The 18222-nt window shown below is 35.6% G+C and carries 19 protein-coding genes and 1 pseudogene; 13 read left to right on the plus strand and 7 right to left on the minus strand.

Annotated elements, in window-relative coordinates; genetic code table 11:
- The first annotated feature begins 88 nt into the window (after window positions 1-88).
- Together IGJ76_RS02455 and IGJ76_RS02460 are read left to right on the plus strand one after the other, a co-directional pair.
- Window positions 89-568 carry a hypothetical protein gene (locus IGJ76_RS02455; RefSeq protein WP_095803432.1) on the plus strand — a complete coding sequence of 160 codons (480 nt, stop codon included), beginning with the start codon at window positions 89-91 and terminating at the stop codon, window positions 566-568.
- A gap of 338 nt (window positions 569-906) precedes the next feature.
- Window positions 907-2538: pseudogene (locus IGJ76_RS02460) on the plus strand (IS1182 family transposase); the annotation flags it as partial.
- Window positions 2539-2660: 122 nt separating this feature from the next.
- Here IGJ76_RS02460 and nrdI read toward each other — a convergent pair.
- Window positions 2661-3116: a class Ib ribonucleoside-diphosphate reductase assembly flavoprotein NrdI gene (gene nrdI, locus IGJ76_RS02465; RefSeq protein ID WP_071868803.1), complete on the minus strand. Its 456-nt coding sequence runs from the start codon at window positions 3114-3116 to the stop codon at window positions 2661-2663.
- 208 nt (window positions 3117-3324) lie between these two features.
- Here nrdI and IGJ76_RS02470 point away from each other — a divergent pair, with 208 nt between their 5' ends.
- On the plus strand, window positions 3325-4752 hold the full coding sequence (locus IGJ76_RS02470) for a basic amino acid/polyamine antiporter (RefSeq protein WP_067485169.1): 1428 nt from the start codon (window positions 3325-3327) through the stop codon (window positions 4750-4752).
- A 166-nt stretch (window positions 4753-4918) separates the two neighbouring features.
- Here the strand turns inward: IGJ76_RS02470 and IGJ76_RS02475 are convergent, their stop codons facing one another.
- Together IGJ76_RS02475 and IGJ76_RS02480 are read right to left on the minus strand one after the other, a co-directional pair.
- Entirely contained in the window at window positions 4919-5635 is a 717-nt protein-coding gene (locus IGJ76_RS02475) for a GNAT family N-acetyltransferase (protein WP_071868804.1), read from the minus strand.
- 174 nt (window positions 5636-5809) lie between these two features.
- Window positions 5810-6130, minus strand: a complete 321-nt coding sequence (locus tag IGJ76_RS02480; RefSeq protein WP_067485163.1) for a DMT family transporter — start codon at window positions 6128-6130, stop codon at window positions 5810-5812.
- A 283-nt stretch (window positions 6131-6413) separates the two neighbouring features.
- On the opposite strand from IGJ76_RS02480, the gene IGJ76_RS02485 reads away from it, so the two are divergent.
- From IGJ76_RS02485 to IGJ76_RS02505, 5 genes are all read left to right on the plus strand, one after another.
- Window positions 6414-7202 carry a TraX family protein gene (locus tag IGJ76_RS02485; protein WP_430596713.1) on the plus strand — a complete coding sequence of 263 codons (789 nt, stop codon included), beginning with the start codon at window positions 6414-6416 and terminating at the stop codon, window positions 7200-7202.
- Window positions 7203-7378: 176 nt separating this feature from the next.
- Entirely contained in the window at window positions 7379-8068 is a 690-nt protein-coding gene (locus IGJ76_RS02490; protein ID WP_067485156.1) for a DUF969 domain-containing protein, read from the plus strand.
- 1 nt (window position 8069) lies between these two features.
- Entirely contained in the window at window positions 8070-9014 is a 945-nt protein-coding gene (locus tag IGJ76_RS02495; protein ID WP_067485154.1) for a DUF979 domain-containing protein, read from the plus strand.
- Window positions 9015-9030: 16 nt separating this feature from the next.
- Window positions 9031-9675, plus strand: a complete 645-nt coding sequence (gene pcp, locus IGJ76_RS02500; RefSeq protein ID WP_067485150.1) for a pyroglutamyl-peptidase I — start codon at window positions 9031-9033, stop codon at window positions 9673-9675.
- A gap of 78 nt (window positions 9676-9753) precedes the next feature.
- Window positions 9754-11049: a hypothetical protein gene (locus IGJ76_RS02505; protein ID WP_349702603.1), complete on the plus strand. Its 1296-nt coding sequence runs from the start codon at window positions 9754-9756 to the stop codon at window positions 11047-11049.
- 511 nt (window positions 11050-11560) lie between these two features.
- Here the strand turns inward: IGJ76_RS02505 and pnuC are convergent.
- Window positions 11561-12310, minus strand: coding sequence for a nicotinamide riboside transporter PnuC (gene pnuC / locus IGJ76_RS02510; RefSeq protein ID WP_067485144.1), 750 nt, complete (start codon window positions 12308-12310; stop codon window positions 11561-11563).
- 217 nt (window positions 12311-12527) lie between these two features.
- Window positions 12528-13598 (minus strand): endonuclease/exonuclease/phosphatase family protein, encoded by a 1071-nt coding sequence (locus IGJ76_RS02515; protein ID WP_067485141.1) that lies wholly within the window; start codon window positions 13596-13598, stop codon window positions 12528-12530.
- 141 nt (window positions 13599-13739) lie between these two features.
- Between IGJ76_RS02515 and gloA2 the strand changes: the two genes are divergently transcribed.
- From gloA2 to IGJ76_RS02535, 4 genes are all read left to right on the plus strand, one after another.
- The gene (gloA2, locus tag IGJ76_RS02520) at window positions 13740-14120 is read left to right on the plus strand and encodes an SMU1112c/YaeR family gloxylase I-like metalloprotein (protein WP_071868808.1); all 381 of its coding nucleotides are present in this window, start codon (window positions 13740-13742) and stop codon (window positions 14118-14120) included.
- Window positions 14121-14214: 94 nt separating this feature from the next.
- Complete coding sequence (locus IGJ76_RS02525; protein WP_095803434.1) at window positions 14215-14733, plus strand: PepSY domain-containing protein; 519 nt, start codon at window positions 14215-14217, stop codon at window positions 14731-14733.
- A gap of 83 nt (window positions 14734-14816) precedes the next feature.
- Window positions 14817-14996, plus strand: coding sequence for a hypothetical protein (locus IGJ76_RS02530; protein ID WP_067485133.1), 180 nt, complete (start codon window positions 14817-14819; stop codon window positions 14994-14996).
- A gap of 60 nt (window positions 14997-15056) precedes the next feature.
- On the plus strand, window positions 15057-15620 hold the full coding sequence (locus IGJ76_RS02535) for a GNAT family N-acetyltransferase (protein ID WP_067485131.1): 564 nt from the start codon (window positions 15057-15059) through the stop codon (window positions 15618-15620).
- Between the two features lie 273 nt (window positions 15621-15893).
- Here the strand turns inward: IGJ76_RS02535 and IGJ76_RS02540 are convergent, their stop codons facing one another.
- Both IGJ76_RS02540 and IGJ76_RS02545 read right to left on the minus strand, forming a co-directional pair.
- Window positions 15894-16772 (minus strand): SDR family oxidoreductase, encoded by an 879-nt coding sequence (locus IGJ76_RS02540; RefSeq protein ID WP_349702601.1) that lies wholly within the window; start codon window positions 16770-16772, stop codon window positions 15894-15896.
- Entirely contained in the window at window positions 16772-17200 is a 429-nt protein-coding gene (locus IGJ76_RS02545; protein WP_086270603.1) for a MarR family winged helix-turn-helix transcriptional regulator, read from the minus strand. The genes IGJ76_RS02540 and IGJ76_RS02545 overlap by 1 nt, the downstream gene beginning before the upstream one ends.
- Before the next feature lie 312 nt (window positions 17201-17512).
- On the opposite strand from IGJ76_RS02545, the gene IGJ76_RS02550 reads away from it, so the two are divergent.
- On the plus strand, window positions 17513-18109 hold the full coding sequence (locus tag IGJ76_RS02550) for a hypothetical protein (protein ID WP_071868810.1): 597 nt from the start codon (window positions 17513-17515) through the stop codon (window positions 18107-18109).
- Window positions 18110-18222: the final 113 nt, after the last annotated feature.

Genomic DNA, 18222 nt, shown 5'->3' on the forward strand with positions numbered 1-18222 from the left:
TGATTTTGACAGATTATTTCCCGATATTACGCAATACTTATTGAGTAATCCCAATTACTTTATAAAAAACGCATAAGGAGCGATACAGATGAAAAAATCAATTTTTTTAAAAACGAGCATTGTTTTAACCACTATTTTAACACTAAGCACCAGCCTAACACCATTGACAACTTTCGCTGCAGAAAATCACAGCATAGACGAACAGACAGTACCAGCGTCAACCAGTTCAGATTTAAAAGAACAATTTGGTCTCACAGAAAAGGAGTTGAATTCTATTGATAAAACACAAAATTTTACACCAACCGCAGATCAATTAAAACAAATTGACAATTTATTAAACCGTAACCATAATGCCCGTATATTCGGACTTGATGATGTGTTAGAATTAATTGCAATTGTAGGAGTTGGTTATGCAGCTGGTCACTGGGCAGCAAGCGAGGCGCATAAACGCTTTGGCCTATCAGCTGCAAGCTATAAATCAAATAGATGGTGGTGGAGAGCAGGAATCGCTGCTGCTGCAGGAGTTCCAGCTGCGGTAGGATTCGATGATTATTTCTATGGAATCTAAAAGAAATACGAAAGCAAGATTAAAACGTCTTCAATATCTTTTCGTTATATTGATGATCGTAGCTTTAATTAGAGAAGTATACTTTTTAGCATTTAGCTTTGGGATTACATCAAGTATATTTTATCTATTCCAAAAGAACTACAAAGAGAATAATACATAGATCGAGTTATCTCGCTTCTACGTATAACAAAAAGAGCTTGGGACGTAAGTTCTAACAAAAATCCAGATGCCAGTCAAACTGATTGGCATCTGGATTTTTTGTATTAAAATAAAAACACCATTGCTAAAATAAAAGTGACTAAACAAATAAAAAAGCGAGGCGTTCTTATGTTTAAAGTTATACCACAAATCAAGTCGTTCCTCCTCTAGATTTTAGTTTTCAGTTAGAAAAAAATGATATTGCGTTCGCTATTGATGAGTTAATTGAAAGTATTCCTGAAGAGCGTTTCATTCCTTTTCATCCTCAAATGGGGCCGTCTTCCTATCATCAAAAAATGATGATGAAGATGATTTTATGTGCCTACGCACAATCCGTGTTTTCTGGTCGAAAGATTGAAGCATTGACGAAAGACAGTATTCGCATGATGCGGCTTACGCAAAGTTATCAGCCTAGTTATCGAACAATTAATCGGTTCCGTGTGAATCCTTTGGTGAACACACTCCTTCGAGCGTACTTCGTTCAGTTCCGTAGCCAATTGGTCAAGGAACAACTGATTGATGAAAAAGTCATTTTTATCGATGGGACAAAGATTGAAGCCACTGCCGATAAAAACACCTTTGTTTGGAGAAAATAAATTGATAACTTTGAGAAAAGGCTTACTGAAAAATCAGCTTTTCTTTATGATGAATTGGTAAAAAATCAAGTTATTCCTGAAATTGAGCGCGAGTCCACAAAGGAATTCAACTGATTAAGTAAGATTGAGGAACACCTTACTCCTGTTGTCGATAAATTGACAGAAAAAATCGAACAAGAAGATGGCGTGACTCGAAAACAGTTGCGTTCGAAACGAAAAATCCCCAAAAAAATCAGAAAACTATTTCATGATTTCAAAGAAAACTTGCCTATCAAAGACATAGACAAATTCTAGGAAACCGAAATAGTTATTCTAGAACCGACCTAGATGCTACGTTTACGCGCATGAAGGAGGATCACATGAAAAATGGTCAGTTGAAAGCTGACTACAATCTTCAAATCGCCACAAACAGTCAGTATATTTTAGGCTATGAGCTTTTCTCAAATCCAACAGATACACGAACACTGCGTCCTTTTTTACTACTTTAAAAGAGCGTTTCTTTGAACTACCAACCTACATTGTCGCAGATGCCGGTTACGGAGGAGAAGAAAACTATCAAGCCATTTTAGAAGCCCATGAGCGGACACCACTCATTACCTATTTGATGTATCATAAAGAACAAAAGAAAAAATTCAAACAAAACCCATTTCTTCCTGCAAACTGGTCGTATCAAGAATTAGATGATACGTTTCTTTGTCCTAATGGATGAAAAAGGAGGTTTCGCAATTACTCTATTCGTACAGATAAAGATGACTTTAAACGATAGTTAAAACAGTATGAATGTGAAGACTGTTCGAATTGTCTTCTTCAAAGCCAGTGTAAAAAGCAAAGAGTGACAAAAATCGTAAGATTAAAAAGAACATGAACTGGGAATACTTTAAAGCAAAGATTCAACAGCTACTTTCAGAAGAAAAAACTGGTAAAATCTATCGTCAACGAAAAATTGACGTTGAACCAGCTTTCGGACATTTGAAGGCTTGTTTAGGTTTTACTCGGTTCTCTGTTCGAGGAAAACAGCAGACACACAATGAGATTGGCTTTGCGTTAATGGCAGTAAATTTAAGAAAATATAGATTGAACATGCCCACAATCAAGGAAGATTCTTCCAATAATTTCAAAAACAGACGGCTGAAAATCCTTTTTACGATTTTCGGTCGTCTGTTTGATGGTTCTTAGGACTTATGTCCCAAGCTCAACGTGTTTTTGATTTTGGTAGGCCATTTACTGGTTTTGTCCCAGGCCCCGATTCATTTTTATCGTTAATTGGTTAAGATTTTTATATTAACCAATGTTTTTGTTTATTGATTGTCGTTAAACACTTGAGTCAATGTTTGATAAATTTGTGCCACATCAGTTGGCGTACCACGTAATTCATAATCAGCTAAGAAAGGAAAACCAAATTGTTGCGCATATTGTTTAGCAGTTAAGCAATACTGGTTGTTGAAATTTTTATTGCCACTACCAACAACACCTAAACAAAATTGATAATTATTTTGAAAATCCAGATATTCACGCATGGTTTCAGTCAGAATTTCAGTATCACCATTATCAATTCCGTTGCCACCTTCCAAATAAGTCGGAACAAATGTGAAGAAGGGTTCAGTTTCTTGTTCAAAATCACTATTTTCATGGATTTCTTTTAGCGTGATTTCAGGTAAAGTGTTATCTGCTTGATGCTGTTCTTGGGCGTATTCCATCAGATGATGAGCAAAAGCACGCGTGTTACCAGAGATTGATATATATAAAATGTTCATTTGAGTTCCTCCTATTCGTCTGTTTAGTATAGCATGTTTTTAAGGAAACGACAGAAGGAAAAAGGCGAATGTTTATATGGTGTTTTGTGAATAATTAGAAAAAAATGTATAAAATAATAATTTTGTGAGAGTTTTAGTGAAAAGGGTAAAAGCAACAGTGGTTTGTTATAATTTGATAAAAGCGGTTTTTTATTTGGAGGATACTTGCATGAATGAGATAGAGCGACAGAAAAAAGGGATTGGGCTAATTCCACTAGCAGCCATGGTCATTGGTTCAGCTATTGGAGGTGGCGTTTTCGGTATCATGACAGACATCTCTGGTTCAGCAGGAGGTGCAGCGCTCTTTAGTTGGTTACTTGTCGGCTCGGCAATGTTGATGTTATCTTTGTCTATTAACAATTTAAACAAAAAACGTCCGGATTTAGAGGGCGGAATCTTTAGTTATGCTGAAGCGGGATTTGGTCGATTTGCAGGATTTATCAGTGGTTGGGGCTATTGGCTGACTTGTTGGTTAGGAAATGTTGCTTTTGCAACGTTGCTGATGAGTGCATTGGGGTATTTTTTCCCAGTGTTTGCTGGTGGTCAAAATATTCCTTCTGTGATAATGAGTACTCTTTTACTTTGGGGATATGCTTGGTTAGTCAATCGCGGAGTAGAAAATGCAAGTATTGTGAATGCAATCGTGACGATTTGTAAATTAGTACCACTCTTTTTATTCATTGTGGTAGCAATCAGCACATTCTCGATTCAACAATTTATTGCAAACTTTTCAAGTGATATTATTTTAACAGCCAATGGACAAGTTGTTCCATTTTCGAGTCAAATTTTAAGTTGTATTATGGTGATGCTCTGGGTATTTGTTGGAATTGAAGGTGCATCAGTTGTTGGTTCGCGTGCAAAGAAAAAATCAGATGTTGGAAAAGCAACGATTTTAGGGATTCTTGGCTTGATTTTGATTTACGTGTTAGTTTCTATGCTTCCGTATGGAACGATGCCAATGAAAGAACTTCAATCGATTCAGACACAACCGGCTATGGGGTATGTATTTGAAAAAATGGTTGGTAAATGGGGCGCAGTAGTAATTAACGGAGGTTTGATTATTTCGTTATTTGGTGTGTGGCTTTCATGGACGATTTTACCAGTAGAAACGATGCGCAATATGGCACAAGATGGTTTGTTACCAAAAAGTTGGAGTAAGGTGAATGCACAAGGCGCACCAACTTTCGCGATTATTTTAACAACGTTGTGTACAAATGTGTTCTTGTTATCACTTTTATTTACAGACAGTGCGTATAACTTTGCGTATACTTTGGGAACGGCAGCGATTTTCTTTACGTGGTTATTTCTCGGATTGTATCAAATGAAATTATCCTATCAACGTCGTGAATGGGGACAGTTTTTGATTGGCCTGTTAGCCAGTGCCTTCCAAGTTTGGGCAATGTTTGTGGTTGCCTTTAACGAAGTAATGCTTGTCTTGGTTCTTTTCTTGCCAGGTATTTACTTCTATCTGCAAGCTAGAAAAGAGCAGGAACAGCCAGTCGATCATGTGAAAATCGATCGCTTCTTATTGATTTTGGTCACTTTAGTAGGAGTCGTAGCTTTAATCCTATTTGGAACAGGAAAACTGCATGTGTAGTTGATTGCAAGTTCTTTAAAGTAAATAAAATAGTTATTAGTAAAAAAGATAGCTTTAATTTCCAAACCTTCGGAAATTGAAGCTATCTTTTTATGTATATCAAGGTTCCTATTTATAATAAATTGGCACCAACGGCCTATCAAGGTCAACTAGAAGGAACAATGGTTCATTTTTGTGCTTGATAAAATAAGCCACTAATTTTATAGCCAAGCTTTTTGTACATTTCTTTTGGCGTATCGGAATAGTCAGCAACAATAACGATAGTCGTATCTTGATAAAAATTCGCTACATATTGTTGTAATGATTTAGCAACTGTTTGATTTCTAAAGTCTGGCGCAGTATAAATATCATAAATTTCAATATTTGTTGGATGCTTAATGACCGTCGCAAAGCCAATCACCGCTTGATTTGTTGAAGCAATAAATAGATCTAAGATGTCCTCTTTAAATAAAGTTAGGAGAAAGTGTTGATTGATTTTTGCAAATTCTTCACCGTAGATAAGGTCTTGCGTAAATTTGCTATTTAAAAATTCAGTGAGTGTAGCTGTATGTACCTTTGAAATCTCAAATTTGGGGAAGCTTGTTGAGGCTAACTGATTACTTGGAATAGTAAAAATCAACATTTTTTCTGTAGAGAATCCTTGCGTCTCTAAATGAGCTAAAAAAGAATCAGAAGGGGTGAAGTTAAATTTAAACATAGGTGCATCGTTCATCCAGTTTTCCATAAAGTTCTCTTCAATAGCAGCTAATTCATCAATAGAAGGTTCTTTTTTTAACCAAATAAAATTCTGGTCATATAGGTAATTGGAATACGCACTAAAATGTTTCTGAAATAAGTCTGTTTCATAAGAAATCTTAGATCCAGTAAAAAATTGTTTATTCATAAGCTGGTGCTCTCCTTTTAGTTGATAATATTTTTTTAATAGTTGTTCTGTTTTCTTTTTAAAAAAGCCGATTTGCTCGTACATCTATTAACAGCGTAATCCAAATCAGTGAAAATGACAGCTATTTTTTGACGTAACATACGCAAATCGACCCAATTCATTTTTCATTCTTGTTTAATGGCCACTTGTCATTTTGATACCAACGATGCTAATCAACAAAAGCCCGACAAAAAGCCAAGTTGCTGTATTCAGTTTGTCATGGAATAAGACAACTCCAATGATAACGGAACCTAGGGCACCAATCCCTGTCCAGATAGGGTAAGATAAACTCATTGGTAAGTGTTTGATCGCTTTTGATAAAAAATAGAAACTGGCAATCATACCAATAATCGTATAAATCGAATAATTAACTTTTGAAAAGCCATCACTCCATTTCATCATTGTTGACCAAAATACTTCTAGAACTCCTGCTACAATTAATTCTAACCATGCCATAGCCAAATGCTCCTTTCTAAAATTTTGAACACAAAAAAGAGGAGAACCATTCCTTCAAAGACCTAACGGAATGATTATCCTCATATGCTACCCGGTGGCAGCTTTGTATTCGATTAATAGAGTCAGTATAGCACATTTTAAATAGGTTGGCATTTCTAAAGATAAAAAAACACTATCCAACAAAATTGTAAGAGGAATAGTTGCTCTTAAAATGGTTTTGTTTCTTGCGAATTAGTATACTAAAGAAATGTTATTAAATAATGAAAAAGTTGAGGGTTTAAGAGTGAATTTTAAAGGAATAAATAGTTTTCAATTAAAGTGGTTAGCGATTGCTTTTATGGTTGTGGATCATGTGAATAGTTATTTTGGGTCACAGCTAGGTTTTCCTTCATGGGTAGCATGGTTAGGGAGATTTGTTGCACCTTTATTTGTTTTTTTATTAGTAGAAGGATTTAGACACACGCGAAGTCGAGCAAAATATGCAAAGCGTTTGGGGTTGGCTGCATTCGTTACGGTAATCGGTAATGTGGTTTACCAGTTGCTGACGGGAGCCTATATCAATCCTTTGACACATCAGCCTGATTACTTTTTATTTTTAGGCCCGCACAATATTTTTCTTACGCTATTTCTTTTATTTTGTATGATGTGGGTGCTAGCTACGATGAAACAAAGTAGTGTGGGACAAAAAATTATGTTGATCCTGACATTTTTGATTTTATTGGTGCTTACAGCAGCATCAGAAGGAGGCATCTATCTGATTCCAATGATGTTGCTGATGTTTGTTTTCAAAGAAGAGGGACAAAGAAACAAATTGTTAATTGGGATTTTTGTTTATACCATGATTTTACTTGCCCTAGCTATTTCTAGTTACATGCAGACGCCAGTGAATCAAAGTTTCTATGATTATTTAACTTTTGATAACGAGTTTATGATGGTGACAGTTATTCCATTAATTGCATTATACAATGGTCAATTAGGTGGGACTAATAGCAAGTGGAACAAATATTTCTTCTATCTTTTTTATCCTATTCACCTCTGGATCATTTATGTTATCTTCTATTTTGTACGTTAACGCTATCGTAAAAAATACTGTAATCGCTGGGTGACTGATTACAGTGTTTTTTTATTTTGTCGATTAATTGACAGAATTTTCGCACATTGATGTCTTTTCATTCGATTTCAACTATATTTTCATTCAAATTTGTTTTATAATTAAAAAATATCTTGTCATTTGGGGGAGGAAAACAAATGGAGAATTATCTAAGCCTTTTAGGCGTTTTAATTGTTATTATTGGTTTTGCACTAAAATTAGATTCAATTTTGATTGTGATGGTTGCTTTAGTCGTAACTGCTTTAACAGGTGGGCTAGGGATTAATGGCATGCTTGAGTTATTGGGTACCAGCTTTGTAAATAATCGAGGCATGGCTATCTTTATTATTATCATGTTAGCAACAGGAACGTTAGAAAGAAATGGATTGAAAGAGTCTGCTGCGACTTTGATTCAACGATTCAAAAAAGTTTCAGCTGGCATGATTATCGATATCTATGGAGTTTTCCGGATGATTTTTGCTGCGTTTAATGTGAGCTTTGGGGGCGTTGCAGGATTTGTTCGTCCAATTATTTTACCAATGGCATTAGGCACAGTTGAATCAAAAGGACTGAAAGTTCATCCAGAACATGAGGAAGAGCTTAAAGGAATGGCATCTGCTATGGAAAATATTTGTTGGTTCTTTGGACAAGTTTTATTTATCGGTGGTGCGGGCGCCTTGCTGGTACAGTCAACATTGAAAGACTTAGGTTATGAAGTGACCTTAGGACAGCTAGCGCTGGTTGAAGTACCAGTGGCACTGACTGCATTAGTTGTTTCTAGTATTTATTTCTATTTAAAAGAAAAGAAATTAGCAAAGAAATATTATTCTCAAGAAAAGGAGCAATAAGATGAATTTTTTTACGAATCCTGATATTTTATTAAGTGATAAATTACTTGAAATTTTATATATCATCATGGGTCTAGTCTTAGTTTATACAGGGCTACGAAATCTACTTGATAAAACGAATCCACATCGTTATGGCTCAGCCTTTTTTTGGGCAACGTTAGGTGTGGTGATTGCAGCCGGCCGATGGTTGCCACCACTAGTAAGTGGTATCTTGATTTTTGCTATGACGATTCCAGCAATTGCAAAAAGGGTGAGCAAGGGTGATAGTCGTTTGCCTTCAAAAGAATATATGGAAAAAATGTCAAGCAAACTAGGCATGAAGATTTTTATTCCAGCGTTAAGTATTGGGGTATTTGCAATTTTGTTTGCCTTATTCACCAAATTAGGTGCTTTAGTTGGAGTTGGAGTTGGTGTCTTTGCAGCGATGGCGATTTTGATGTTCTTTTCCCGCGACAATCAGCCTACAACGTTCTTAGACGACGCAGCTGATATGTTAGGAACAGTTGGTCCGTTGAGTATGTTACCAATGCTACTTGCTTCATTGGGAGCTGTGTTTACCAGTGCAGGAGTAGGAACGGTGATTTCAAATGCTGTTGGTACAATTGTTCCTGAAGGAAACGTGAATATTGGGATTATTATCTATGCAGTGGGAATGGTTGTCTTCACAGTAATTATGGGGAATGCCTTCGCAGCAATTACAGTCATGACTGTTGGGATTGGTGCACCGTTTGTCTTTAGTCAAGGAGCAAATCCAGCGCTGATTGGAATGGTTGCTTTAACTTGTGGTTTTTGTGGAACGCTCTTGACACCGATGGCTGCAAACTTTAATATTGTTCCAGTCGCTATGTTAGAAATGAAAGACAAGTATGGCGTAATCAAAAATCAATTATTTATTGCTTTATTTATGTTAGTATTCCAAATTGCTTATATGATTTTATTTAAATAATTAGGAGGAACAAAAGATGAAAGTATTAGTAACAGGTTTTGATCCATTTGGTGGCGACAAAGTAAATCCAGCTTATGAAGCTGTAAAAAAAATGCCTGCAGAAATTGCGGGAGCTGAGATTATCAAACTAGAAGTACCAACTGTTTTCGGAAAAAGTAGCCAAGTAGTCAGAGAAGCAATCAAAGAGCATCAACCGGAAATTGTCATTTGTGTTGGACAAGCAGGAGGTCGCTCAGCTGTTTCATTTGAACGAGTAGCAATCAATCTAGCAGAAGCACGTATTCCTGATAATGAAGGAAACCAACCGTTTGATACGGCATTGGAAGAAGACGGACCAGCTGCTTATTTCACTACGTTGCCAATCAAAGCAATGACTAAAAATGTTCACGATCATGGACTGCCAGCATATATTTCTTATACTGCAGGAACATTTGTCTGCAATGATATCATGTATCGTTTATTACATGTCCTTCATACAGAATTTCCAACAATTCGTGGTGGCTTTATCCATGTGCCATTTTCACCTGATCAAGTAATCGAACGTCCAGTGGGTACAGCATCTATGTCATTAGCTGATATTGCCGATTCACTAACGTATGCGGTCGAAGCTGCAATTGAAAATGAACAAGATATTTCTGGTAATGCAGGTACAACTCACTAATAATTAGCAATCAAATAGTAGAGGCTGGCAACTAACGACTCGTTAGATCCCAGCTTCTTTTTTTAGGAGGGAAACGTTATGGAAGAATGGAAAGCAGTATTTGAAGAATGGTTTCCCAAAGAACTAAATAAGAAAAGTTATCCAATCAAAGTATCAAAACAATATACCAGCAATCAACGCTTTGAAATTTATGAACGGTTGACGAAGCCACAACGCAAATTAGTTGATAAATACCGTCGTTACTTAATCAATTCACGTTTTATGGAAGAAAATTATTTGGCTGCTACGGATTGGGTATTTGCTGACTTTAAAATCAACCCTTTTTTTCGAACTTCTCGAAGACAAGAAAAGTTGTATTGTGATTGTGGACGAGAATTAAAGGTTCAATACATCGTTAAATCCCCAAAAACAGGAAAAATTCTAAAACTAGGAATCAATCACTTTGCCGAGCATCTGCATGTTTCACCAGCAATTGCAAATTCAATCCATCAAGGGATGACACAAGTTGATTTAGCATTGGATGAACTATTATGGTTAAAACAACAAAATATCGAATTTCCTGAAGTGTTATGGCAAGAATATCTTTTTTCTTTGTACCATAACCGACGATTGAAACGACCGTATTTACCAGACGTTCATTTGGCTAAACGAGTAGCAGATTTTCGACAAGCTCAGATGCCCATTTACTTAGCAGATTATCAGGCAATAGAACATGAAATCCAAAAAATCAGTGAGCAGATTGCTGATCAGCCAAAGAAAAGTCGAGCAAAGAAGGAATTATTTGAAGATTTTACAGAAGAGTTAACGAGGAACGTTGAAGAATTTTTGACAAATTACCGTACATTTTTACGAAAAGATTGGCAAGCTGTCTTGATGGATACAAAGGAAAAATTACCAAGCAGCTATTTCGACTTGTTGATTGCTGAATTACGTTCGTTCAATCGAGAACAGCCGACGCATCAGTTGACTGAAGCGAAGGTGCGCGCACAACAACAACGTTTTATCCAACCGGCTATTTACATCTTGATTTGGGAAAAATATGCCTATTATGGTTTTACAGAAGGCTTTTTTGATAGTTTGCCGAGAGTTATCCGTAATGGATTTTTAAGAGCCTTACGCCGAGAAAATACGAGTGAGCAACTGTCGAGCATTGAAATCAAATCAACTAGTAAAAAGCTAACTGAACAAGAATGGCAAAGCCTTGCTCACTCACTTCATGGCAAAAAAGTAGCCGAAGTGATTGTTGATTTTGAACAACGGCAGTATGTCTTTTCAGAAGAACAAAAAACAGCGTTAGATTATTATCAAAAATTAGAACACTCTCTTTATTTAGAAAAGCCAGAAGTTAAAGCATTATTGAAAGAATTGCTATAAAAAAAACTACTGTGACGAAAAGTCACAGTAGTTTTTTGTTCGTTGCTTTAAGCTGTTCTTGGTACAACCTTCGCCAATAAGAATTTCTTTTCTAAACTATTTTTAGAAAAATTTCCTTATTGGTTGAAGCTAACCATTTTGCGCCACAACCTTATTCACGGTGTTCCCAAAGCAACTCCTCAAGATAACTTGCATTCACTTCAAAATATAAAAAGCTATTTTGAGAGCCTGCTCGCTATCTTGTCGGAGCTAAACGTTTTGCGCCACAACCTTATTCACGGTGTTCCCAAAGCAACTCCTCAAGATAACTTGCATTCACTTCAAAATATAAAAAGCTATTTTGAGTGTTTGCTCATTATCTGTTCGGAGCTAAACGCTTTGCACCACAACCTTATTCACGGTGTTCCCAAAGCAACTCCTCAAGATAACTTGCATTCACTTCAAAATATGAAAAGCTATTTTGAGAGCCTGCTCGCTATCTTGTCGGAGCTAAACGCTTTGTGCCACAACCTTACGCGTGTTGATGTGTCTGATAATATTCTTCTTCCATTTTTTGCATTCTTTCACGTTCTTTCTGGTTGTACCAAGGAGAAACGGTGAAGGCCAATACATCGTTTAGCAAATAAACAGAGCTGTTAACAAACATTGCTAGACTCGCAGAACCATGTGTAAATGATACATACCAAAGAACCATTTGAGCCAAACCAGATGCTAACCACCAATAATATTGATTGTTGTATCGCAAGAAGCTGATGATACCAGCTGAAAGACTGATTGAAAAGGCAATCGCATCAATCCAAGGACGAGGATCATCAGTATAACGACCAATCAAGAAACCTGAAACAAAATAAACAAGAATAGTACCGATAATTGCGATGAACCAACTTTTACCAGTAAATTTACGAATTTTTGAAGCCATATTGTGATTCCATTCTTTACTTAATAAAACGGGAATATCCAAAGTTACCATATAAGCAATTTGTTCACCTATACTTAAATAATTTTTAGCTGAAAAGCCGACAATGATGAAACACATAGCAGATAAAATGCCCAAAACACCATTAACAGATTTCGCAGCGTTGATCGATAAAATACATAAAACACCTAAATTAGTCCCGATAAAAGCAACAATCGACAGCCAAGTAATGGGGCTATTTACGAGTGTCATGATTTGACAACCCAGACTAAAAAAGAAAAGATAATAATTTTGTTGAGGCCAACCTTTTAGCTGATGAGCTAGAAAATGAAAATATGATTTCATGTATAAGAACTCCTTTAGACACAAAATGTAGTGTCTCTAGATTTTTTTACCACAATCTATTGTATGCTTTTAAATGATAAAATCTAGTCTTACAATTTAAAAAAATCTGTGTTATGATATTTTTATTTCAAATTTCTGCAAAAAACAGAAAAGATTTCAAAGTGTAAATCAAACAAAAAAGCCATTAGTCAATTACCTGACTTTTGGCTTTTCTTTTTCATTGTAGAGAGAATGTCATCTGAACCGGATTATGATCTGAATAAGCAAATTTCGTATCAATTACTTGAATATCTTTAATTGAAAGATTATCAGAAACCAAAAATCCATCAATTAACGTGACGAAAGTTTTGTCTGGTTGATAAGCTTCGTTTAAATTGCGTACAGAAGGAACTGCTTTTTCTGCTAAATCTTTTCGAACGATGTGCATGCCTTTCGGTAAAAGTTCTTCAGGAAACGCATGTGTCCAACTCAAATCTTCTTTTGTTTCGCCAAAAATTTTCTCGCTATCCGGCAACAGAGTGTGATTATAATCACCACCTACAATGATATAATTTTTTTCTGCTTGATCTTTTTTGATTTGTGCGACTAATTTTTTGATTTGTGCTTTTTGAATCGCAGGATCTTTTGTATAAGCAGAGAGATGTAAATTATAAAGTGAAAGAAATCTGCCATTTGCAACAGGAATCTTACTTACCGTAAATGCACGGTCTAAGTCAAAAAACTTATTGAACCCAGTTTCGATGGGTAAAGAATAGCGTGTACTTTCAGCAATCGTTCCTTTACTAAAAGTGACCAACCCAGATTGTGATTTACCAATTGGTTGTGTGATTGGATAAAAAAGATAAGCCGAGTTATAATTTTGACCATAAACAGATGAATAGTCACTAAAATTTTGTGAAAGAGTGGCAACTTCATCAATGTTATATGAACGAGTTGCTTTCTTGTCAACTTCTTGAAAGAAGGCAAAGTCTGGTTGGTGTTCTTGGATAACACCTTGGATTTCCTGTAAGTTATGTTTAACATTTTGTTTACTAAATGCTCGTGACTCAGTGCCGCCATCCATAAAAAAACTATAATCGGGCGGATAGGCCGCATAACCAATATTATAGGTCATGATTTGATAGTCTTGAGCTGTCTGGAGATCTTTGGCTGAACTACTTGACTGAATAGTAAGATCCTGGTTGTCAGCTTCTCGGTGATAGCTTAGATACACGTAACCAACATAGCCTGCTATAATAAGTGCAAGAATTGCGAATATTGATAAAAGTATTTTTAGTAATTTTTTCATTTTCTCCTCCTTAAAATATCTATATCTTAGCAGTAATTTAATTAAGAAGCGAGGAGTTTGTGTTCATGACAACCGGATTAAATCATCAGAGTTCTAAAGATTGTACCAATAAATTTTTTTGAGTTAAGAAAGGGAAAAAGAATGAATTTATCAACCATCCACCATGTAGCAATCATTGTTTCTGATTATCAAAAATCGCGAGAGTTTTATGTCGAAAAACTAGGCTTTGAAGTAATTCGTGAGAACTATCGCACAGACAGAGGTGATTACAAACTAGACTTAAGACTAGGAGAGGCTGAATTGGAGATTTTTGGCATTGCTTCTGCACCAGCAAGACCAAACTATCCAGAAGCTTGTGGGTTGCGCCACTTAGCTTTTAAAGTCGATCAGATTGAAGAAGTTGTAGCTGAACTTCAGCAAATGGGTATTGAGACAGAGCCAATTAGAAAAGATACTTTTACAGGTGAAAAAATGACGTTTTTCTTTGATCCAGATGGCTTACCACTTGAATTACATGAATAGATAACAAAACTGTCACTTCTTTTTCACTTGCTTCGATTTTTCCAAAAACAGAGTCTTGGTATACTGAAAAAAATTGGGAAAAGGGAGTAGGCAAATGAAAAAAATCGTTCTTACTTTGGCTGCTTTAGTGTTTGTTGGCGTTGCGGGTGGAATGGGCTTGTTAAATGCAACTTTTCAACCAGATGATTTGAGTGAGCAAGATTATCAAATTTCTCTGGAAGAAGCAATTTCAATTTTTGAAGAGGAAGCACACAGTCAGAAAGTGACAAGCATTGGCTTTTTTTTACCTGATGAAGTTAAGAAAACTGCTAGTTCAGCTTATAGTTATTTATTTGTAGATAAAGAGCATGAAGTTGTTGTCAATCCAACGACGGGAAAAACGACGACCAAAGCTATCAGCCAACAAAAAAAGCAAAATCAGACACAATTGGAGACGAAAAAGCTGCGTAAAGCTAAGAAACCGCAAGTTGCTATGAAAGAAGCGGTTGCTGTTTCTGGAAACAAGCGGGCAAAAGTCCATGCTTGGGAAATTCTCGAAAAAGAAGGGAAACTTTACTACAATATCCATCTTTTAGCCGAGAAAAAAATCCAGCAATTTTTAATATCAGCATAGTCCAGAAAGAGAAGGTTATCACTTCTCTTTTTTTGTATATAAGAGTAATCTAAAGGTGTGAAAACCGAAAGGAAGTTGAGATTATGGAAAAGATGGTGTGCCCACATTGTGGTAAAAAATTTGCGTATCATGAAGTTAGAAATGTTGTTGAACACGTGGATAAAGAAGTACCAATTGTTTGTCCATATTGCCGTGAAGAAGCAGCAAAACGAGTCTCTCACGGTTACTTTGTTACTCAAAAAATTGAAAATTATTTAAAATAACGAATTTTGCACTTTCTTTTTCCAAATGCTACAATGGCAAGAAAAGGAGAGAGAATAAACATGATTCGTTTTGCAAGAAAAGAAGACGGACCTGAAATTGCACCGTTGATTTTGGTCATTTTAAAAGATATGGAATTACCATTTGTTCAAACCTTTGGCGAGCAAAAAACAATTGAGGTTTTAACTGATGCAATTGCTGATCCGGACTATCGTTATAGCTATACTCGTGGGATCGTTGAAGAAATAGATGGAAAAGTGGCAGGTGTTGCCTTTGGCTATACGGACGAAGAAGAACCTATGATTGATTTACCGTTAGCTGATATTTTAGAAAAACATGAACTTCCACGTGACCAATATTTATTTATAGATAAAGAAACCTTACCTAATGAATGGTATCTGGATACGATTTCTGTTTCTGAAAAATTTAGAGGAAAAGGAATTGGCTCTAAACTATTAGAAGCGTTACCGATGTTAGCAGAAAAAGCGAACCGAACAATCATCGGTTTGAGCGTCGATCAACAAAATCCACAAGCAAAAAAATTATATGAGCGTCATGGATTTGAAGTCGTTGAAGAAACGGAAATCAGCGGGCATCAATATGAGCATATGCAAAAGACAATATAAAAGTTGTTTGTAGATAGACTAAGGGTTAGCCAATAAAAAATGAAAAACAATTAAGCGCCTCAAAACAGCTGTTTTGGGGCGCTTAATGTTACGAAATGGCAAGATTTTCTGTTAAAGAATTAGTTATTCATGCATAACTTGAAATTTTGAATTAGCGAATGCCTATTTAGTCCATCATAAGTAAAAAGCAAAGTATATACCTTCACTTGAGGTCTTTTGCTTAAGTTTGGAGACTGTTTTTTTTACGATTATTTTGGTTCAACAACAACTAAATTACTCGTGGGATTCACGAATAAAATCATGTTTATAATCTCGGACATATTCTTGAATGGTTCGTGGTGGCCGATGTAATACTTGTTCAATTGTATTTGTCACCTTTTTAGCATTACCTAATTGAGTAATCAGATAAAGCATTACCATAACATTGACGTAGTCTTTTGGTATACCACGTTGGATCATCACCCGACGAAAGTTAAATAAAGTTGGCTTGCTGTAAGTAATTTTCGTGTCCAAAATCGTTGTCATCACTTCAGCTATCTCGTCATAAGTTAGTGCGCGTGCTCCAGTAAGTTCTAACTCTTGGTTCAAGTAAGCTGAATTTGTTAAACAAACAGCAGCTACCTCACCAATATCTCTGGTATCAATAAAACTTGTTTTTGAATGTCCTGCTGGAATAAACAAATCATGGTTGTTCTTGATATCATTTTGATGCGTTGTATTTAAATTTTGCATGAAGAAGCTAGGACGAATAAAAGTATAAGGGATCTTTGCTTCACGGATCATTTTTTCAATTTTATGATGAGGAGTCATCGGATTTTTTTCAACACCAATTAAAGAAACGAAAACGATTTGCTCGATAGTTTGTTGTTTGGCATATGCTAGAAAAGGTGCCATGTCTTCTTTTGGTTTAGATAACTGTGGTGGCCGAATAAAGAAGACTTTATTCACACCTTTAAAAGCTTTAGGAAAAGTTTTTGGGTCTAGAAAGTCAAATGGGACAAGTGTTAACTGTTGAAAATGTTGAAATGCTTCTTGAACCTTTGAAACAGTATGAACGCCTACTGTGAGTTTGATTTGATCATTTGTTGCTAAAATTTCAATCAAAGGATAACCAATATTTCCTGTACCACCGATAACAAGTATATGATCCACTATACGTTCCTCTTTTCTATTTGATTGTTTTCCTGATTTATTTTTGTTAGTAAAACATTCAAGGTTGTTTGCTCATCTGTTGATAAAACTGTTAAATAGTTTGCAAGAATTTGTTCGCTAAGTGCTTGGCATTCAGATAAAATTTCATGCCCAGTATCGGTCAATGAAATCAACTGAGAGCGAAGATCTGAAGGATTCTCCGTTTTGATAACTAATCCTTTCTTTTCTAGTCGTTTGATGATTCCGGAAATAGTGGGTTTGTCCATATCCAATGCTTCTGATAATAAGACAGCAGTCCGTTCGTTTTTGAGAAAGAGTTGTTGAATTACTGCCCATTGCTGGACGGTAATTCCTTTTTTATTCAGTACTTGATTTAAATTGTATTTTAATTGCTTTGAAATATTCATTAATAAATAGCCAGTATCCATTTAAGTGCGGCCTCCTTCAATAAAATAATCGATGAACGATATTTAGTTAGTATGCTAACTAAATAAGGGGAGTTGTCAACTTTTTTTGTTTTGGCTGTGGAAAACTACATGAAAATTTAAATTATGAGAGAAATTGATGATTTTTTATAGGTAATTAGTTATTTTAAATGGATTGAAAGTGGTTTTTTTGCTTATTTAAGTTATCTGTTGTTGAGATATGTGAATTAACATTTTTTATTTTTGTTATTTTATGCTAAGCTATTTTTGAAATCAGCTGAATTCAAAAAAATAATACTTACAGGGGGAACAATTATGTCAAAAAAAGTATTTGTACTATTTTCTGTACTGTTAGTTTTACTTAGTGTAGTAGTGCCTATATCGGTTTCAGCTCAAACCATTGAAAAAAATCAGCTATCAAAGGTAGAATTAAGCGGAAGTATGAATTTTCAAAAAGGAATTAAAAAATCAAAAATGGTTTTTGCTAATTTATCTAATCAGCAAAAAAAAGCAGAGATAGATAAAGTAGCCAGTGAATTAGAGTTTATGTTTACACAAGCTTTGTTAACAAATGAACAAGGAGAAATTGTTGGTATTGATTATGCGAAGCTAGAAGAAAAGTATGGGACAAAGTTAACTAGTTCTCAGGGATACTCCGAAATAAAAGATTTCAGTTTAGTACGACAAAATAATTTGGTTCGTGGTGCGTTTTTAGATTGTATGTCAAGCTCGATAAAAGATTTCATTGGTGCAACTTTATGGTCTGCAATTATTAGTGCTGGTGTTATGGGGTTCATTAAACAAATGGCATGGCGTGAAGTGGCTGCTTTAATTGTTGAATTCGCTGGTGCAGAATTTACAGTAATAGCATTGGTGGGAACATTATCCTGGATGGCAATAAACTGTGCATAAGAGTTTCTACTGCTTACCAGTCATCGTTTCGTTTGCTGTTATTTTCGGAGGTTATGGGGGATTTGATCTGATCACTTCTCATACTTATAACATCATCAGATACATAAACTTGT

It is taken from the genome of Enterococcus sp. DIV0175 (assembly GCF_050529075.1).
Taxonomy (GTDB): Bacteria; Bacillota; Bacilli; order Lactobacillales; family Enterococcaceae; genus Enterococcus_B; species Enterococcus_B thailandicus.